We start from the raw sequence: 5579 nt of genomic DNA, 5'->3' as shown, positions 1-5579 counted from the left end.
CACCGCGGGCGCGGGCCTCTCCCCGGCGGCCCCGGCCCCGATACCGCCCGGGAACCTCCGGGCCCGGCTCACCAGCTTCGTCGGCCGCGACAGCGACATCGCCGCGCTCCGCGACGACCTCGCCCGGAGCCGGCTCGTCACTCTGCTCGGACCCGGCGGCGCGGGCAAGACGCGGCTGTCCCAGGAGACCGCGGAGGCCGCCGCCGCGAGCTGGCCCGACGGCGTCTGGCTCGCCGAACTGGCGCCGGTCGACGACCCGGACAGCGTGCCCGAAGCCGTCCTGACCGCGCTCGGTGCCCGCGAGACCGTGCTGCGCGGGGCCGGCGCCGAGGAGCTGCGGGCCACCGACCGCACCGCCGCCGACCCCCTCGTACGCCTCACCGAACACTGCGCCCCGCGCCGGATGCTCCTCCTCCTGGACAACTGCGAGCACGTCATCGGAGCGGCCGCCGCCCTCACCGAGCGGCTGCTGACCCACTGCCCGCAGCTCACCGTCCTGGCCACCAGCCGCGAGCCCCTCGGCGTGCCGGGCGAGTTCGTCCGCCCCGTCGACCCGTTGCCGGACCCGATGGCGCTGCGCCTGCTCGCCGAGCGCGGGGCGGCGGCCCGCCCCGGTTTCCGCACCGACGCGGACGACGCGACCGCGGCGGCCTGCGCCGAGATCTGCCGCCGCCTGGACGGGCTGCCGCTCGCCATCGAGCTGGCCGCCGCCCGGCTGCGGATGCTCACCCCGCGCCAGATCGCCGACCGGCTCGACGACCGCTTCCGCCTCCTCACCAACGGCAGCCGGACCGTGCTGCCCCGCCAGCAGACCCTGCGCGCCGTCGTCGACTGGTCCTGGGACCTGCTGGACGCCGCCGAACGCGCCGTGCTGCGCCGGCTCTCCGTCTTCGCCGGAGGCTGCTGCCTCGCCGCCGCCGAGGAGGTCTGCGCCCTGCCCGCACCGGCCGACGGTGTCGCCGTCGACTCCCTGGACGTCGCCGCCCTGCTCGGGTCCCTGGTCGACAAGTCCCTCGTCGTCGCCGCGCCCGGCGACGACGAGGAGATGCGCTACCGGCTGCTGGAGACCGTCGGCGAATACGCCGCGGAGCGCCTGGCGGAGGCCGCCGAACGGGACGCCGTGGAGCGGCGCCACCTGGTCCACTACCGGGAGCTGGCCCGGATCACCGGCCCCAGGATGCGCGGCGGCGGGCAGCGCGACGCCATCGCGGTGTTCCAGCGCGAGTACGAGAACCTGCGCTCCGCGCTCCGCCACGCCGTCGCCGTCCGGGACGAGCACGAGGCGCTGTGCATCGTGCTGTCGCTGGCCTGGTACTGGATGCTGCGGGACCTGCGCCCGGACGCCCGCCAGTGGAGCGAGCTCGCCGCCTCGCTCGGCCCCGACCCCTTCGCCCCGCCCGGTGTCCGGGCCCCGGCGCTCCTGGAAGGGCCCACCGACCGGCCGCCGCCGATGGACGACGAACAGCTCGCGGAGGCGCGTCGCGGAGTGGCCCTGCTCCAACTGGCCGGTGCGGACAACGCGATCAGCGAATGGTCGACCCCCGAGGGCAAGGCGCGCCTGCGGATCATCACGGACACCTACCGGCCGGGCATGCCGCAGACCTGTCGCATGCCCGGATCGTTCTGGCTGTTCGCGGTCATGCTCACCGGCGACATGGACCGGCTGTTCGCGGTGCTCGACGAGACGGTCCGGGCCTCCCGGGTCCATGGCGGCGAGTGGGAGCTGGGCTCCGCGCTCCACACCCGCGCCAACCTCCTGTCCAACAGCCCCGAGCGGGTCGCGGACGCGCGTGCCGACGCCGACGAGAGCCTGGAGATCTACACCCGGCTGGGCGACGAATGGGGCGCTGCCGAGGCTCTTTCCGCGCGGGGTGAGGCCAACGAGCGCGCCGGGGACTTCTTGGCGGCCCTGGACGACTACCGGGCCGCCGTGGAGTACGCGCGGAAGATCGGCGCCCAGAGCCAGGCGGCACTGCTGCGGGCCCGGTACGCCGGAGCCCTCATCGAGCTCGACCGCTTCCCGGAGGCCGAGGCCATTCTGCGTGACGTCACCGAGAACGGCCGGCAGTCCGGTCATGAGGCGACGCCGATGGCCCGTATGCACCTGGTCTTCGTCCTCGGCCTCCAGGGGCGCGTGGACGAGGCCCGTCAGCAGGCGGAGCTGGTCCGCGCGGACTTCAGGTCGCGGGATGTCGCCATCTTCGGCGGCTTCGTCCACGGCGTGCTGGCCTGGCTGGACAACCTCGACGGCGATCCCGTCGCCGCCCTCGACAACGCGCTGACCGCTCTGAGGAGTGCGCGGGAGCGGCTGTCGATGATGGTTGCCCCGCAGATGCCTTCGGCCCACCTGACTGCCATCGCCCAGGCGCTCGCCGGGTTCGGCGGTGCCGAAGCGGCGAAGGACGCCGCCCGGCTGCTGGCGCTCCAGGCGGCGCTCCTGCCGAAGGGGCACGTGCCGAGCGTGATGGAGGTCCGCAATCTGGTGCTCGCCGAGAAGGCCGTCCGAGCCCGGCTCGACGACGCCGCGTACACGGCGGCGTACGCGGAGGGCGGTGGCCTCACTCTCGACGAGGCCACCGCCCTGGCGGAGACGTACCGGCGCAGCCCTCCGGCGTAACGCCTCTGCGATCGGGTCCGCTTGCTCGGGCCCGCTTGCTCGGGGCCACGGGCTCGGGCCCGCCTTCTTCAGGCCTTCTTGCGGAACTTGGCGACGGCCAGCGGAGCCATCACCAGCGTGATGCCCGCCGCCCAGGCGAGCGTCACCCAGACGGAGTTCGCGACCGGGCCGCCCATCATCAGGCCCCGCACCGCGTCGGCCAGATTGGACAGCGGGTTGTAGTCGGTGAACGTCTGGAGCCAGCCCGGCATGGTCGTGGGCGGCGCGAAGATGGAGGATCCGAACTGCAGGGGCATCAGCACCAGCATTCCCATCCCCTGGACCGCCTGGGCCGTCTTCATGGCCAGCCCGAGCACGATGAAGATCCACATGATGGCGGCGCCGAACACCGCCGACAGCGCGACGGCCGCCAGGAGTCCGAGGACGGAGGTGCCGAGGCTCATGCCGAGGGCGAAGCCCATCGCGAGCAGGATGGTGATGGCGACCATCATCCGTCCCAGCTCGACCACGATCTTGGCGATCAGCACCGAGGAGCGGGCGATCGGCATCGTCCGGAACCGGTCCATGACGCCCTTGCGGAAGTCGTCGTTGACCCCGGTGCCGACGGCCATGGCGATGTTCATGCCCATCATCGCCATCAGTCCGGGAACCAGATAGTTCAGATAGTCCTGCCGGTTCCCGCCGAGGCTGCCGCCGACCGAGCCGCCGAAGACGTACACGAACAGCAGCGTGAAGATGATCGGCATCAGAAGGACGTCGAACATCGACTCGGGGTCCTTCTTGATCTGGAGCAGATTGCGCCGCGCCAGAGCCCCGATGTGCCGCAGATTGGCCCGCAGACCGATCCGGCCCTCGTCGGCCGCCGCCGGTTTCGACGGCGCGGCGCCCGCGGTCCCGGCGGGGGCGGGGGTCAGTGTCGTGGTGCTCATGCGGCGACCTCCTGGGGAGCCTGGTCGGAGAGGGGCGTGGCCTTGTCGCCGGTGATCGCGAGGAACACCTCGTCGAGGCTGGGCAGAGCGGTCGCGACATGGGCGAGGGAGAAGCCCCGCACGCCCAGCAGCCCGATGACGGCGGTCAGCTGCTCGTCGCTGAGGATCGGCACGTACAGCAGGCCCTCGTCCGGAACCGCCTGCGCGCCGGCGACGCCGTCGAGGCCCGCCTCCCGGATCGCCTGCGCCATCGCGGCCAGCTCCGCCGGGTCCGAGGGCCGGATCTGGAGGGTGCGTCCGCCGACCTTCGCCTTCAGCTCGTCGACCCCGCCCCGGGCGATGATCTTCCCCCGGTCGATCACGGTCAGCTCCTTGGCGAGCTGCTCCGCCTCCTCCATGTACTGGGTGGTCAGCAGTACGGTCGCGCCCTCGGCGACCATCCGCTGCACCTCGTCCCAGACCTCGTTGCGGGTCCGGGGGTCGAGCCCCGTCGTCGGCTCGTCCAGGTAGAGCACGGAGGGGCTGCCGATCATGGAGGCGGCCAGGTCGAGCCGGCGGCGCATCCCGCCGGAGTACTCCATGCAGGCCCGTTTGGCGGCCTCGGTGAGCGAGAACCGCTCCAGCAGCTCGTCGGCGCGGGCCCGCGCCTTCTTACGGGGCAGATCGAGCAGCCGCCCGATCATGTAGAGGTTCTCCCAGCCGGAGAGCTTCTCGTCGACCGAGGCGTACTGTCCGGTGAGGCCGATGGTGCGGCGGAGCTGCCGGGGCTGCCTCACCACGTCGAAGCCGGCGACGACCGCGTGGCCGGAGTCGGGGGTGATCAGGGTGGACAGACAGCGTACGAGGGTGGTCTTGCCGGCGCCGTTGGGGCCGAGCACACCGAGGACGGTGCCTTCGCGGACGTCGAGGTCCACGCCGTCCAGTGCTTTGGTCTCGCCGTAGTGCTTGACCAGCCCCCGCACCTCGACGGCGTTCCGGCCGCTGCTGGGGTTCTTGTCGATTCGTTCCATGTCCACCAGCAGACCAGCGCCCACCGACAGCTCGCCGACAGGCCGCCGACACGGCCCGGAACCGGGCGCCGGACGGGCGACAGCCCGCCGATGGGGGATGTCGGCGGGCTGTCGGTGGTGCGGGAAATGGCTGGTGGGCGCGGGACGACAACGCGACGGAAGGCCCGTGCGTCAGTGCGCGGGCATCAGTGGAAGGTGTGCTCCGGCGCCGGGAACGTGCCGCCCACGACCTCGTCCGCGAACTCCTTCGCGGCGTCGCCGAGTACCTGGCGCAGGTTCGCGTACTGCTTGGTGAAGCGCGGCACCTTGCCGCCGGTCAGCCCGACCATGTCCGTGTAGACGAGGACCTGGGCGTCGGTCGCGGAACCTGCGCCGATGCCGACGGTCGGGATGTGCAGCGTACGGGTGACCTCGGCGGCCAGCTCGGCGGGCACCAGCTCCAGCACGACGGCGAACGCGCCCGCGTCCTGCACGGCCTTGGCGTCGCGCAGCAACTGCTGGGCGGCCTCCTCGCCGCGCCCCTGGACCCGGTAGCCCATGGCGTTGACGGACTGCGGGGTCAGACCGATGTGGGCCATGACCGGGATGCCGGCCTCGACCAGCAGCCGGATCTGCTCGTGGGACCGCTCGCCGCCCTCCAGCTTGACCGCGCCGACGCCCGACTCCTTGACCAGCCGGGTGGCGTTGCGCAGCGCCTGGACGGGACCTTCCTGGTACGAGCCGAAGGGCAGGTCGCCGACGACGAGGGCGCGCTTGGTGCCCCGTACGACGGCGGCGGACAGCATGGCGATCTCGTCCATCGTGACGGGAACGGTGGTCTCGTAGCCGAGGTGGCAGTTGCCCATGGAGTCCCCGACGAGCATGACCGGGATGCCGGCCTCGTCGAAGACGGACGCGGTCATCGCGTCGTAGGCGGTGAGCATCGGCCACTTCTCGCCGCGCTCCGTGGCGGCGGTGATGTCGTGGACGGTGATGCGGCGGGTGGACTTCCCTCCGTACAGCGCCTGACTCTTATACACATCT

General features: G+C 72.3%; 4 protein-coding genes. 1 reads left to right on the top strand and 3 read right to left on the bottom strand.

What is annotated here, in order from left to right:
- On the top strand, positions 1-2617 hold a 2617-nt coding region (locus HET64_RS35845), incomplete at its 5' end, for an AAA family ATPase (RefSeq protein ID WP_251146346.1).
- Positions 2618-2685: 68 nt separating this feature from the next.
- Here the strand turns inward: HET64_RS35845 and HET64_RS35840 are convergent.
- The 3 genes from HET64_RS35840 to panB form a co-directional block, all read right to left on the bottom strand.
- Entirely contained in the window at positions 2686-3546 is an 861-nt protein-coding gene (locus HET64_RS35840; RefSeq protein ID WP_215111419.1) for an ABC transporter permease, read from the bottom strand.
- Positions 3543-4556, bottom strand: a complete 1014-nt coding sequence (locus tag HET64_RS35835; protein ID WP_215111418.1) for an ATP-binding cassette domain-containing protein — start codon at positions 4554-4556, stop codon at positions 3543-3545. The genes HET64_RS35840 and HET64_RS35835 overlap by 4 nt, the downstream gene beginning before the upstream one ends.
- Positions 4557-4741: 185 nt before the next feature.
- Positions 4742-5575, bottom strand: a complete 834-nt coding sequence (gene panB / locus HET64_RS35830) for a 3-methyl-2-oxobutanoate hydroxymethyltransferase (protein WP_215111420.1) — start codon at positions 5573-5575, stop codon at positions 4742-4744.
- Positions 5576-5579 lie beyond the last annotated feature (4 nt).

The sequence above is a fragment of the Streptomyces sp. McG3 genome, assembly GCF_018619185.1.
GTDB lineage: Bacteria > Actinomycetota > Actinomycetes > Streptomycetales > Streptomycetaceae > Streptomyces.
The sequence above is the reverse complement of the archived record's forward strand: the minus strand, read 5'-3'. Positions and strand labels throughout refer to the sequence as shown.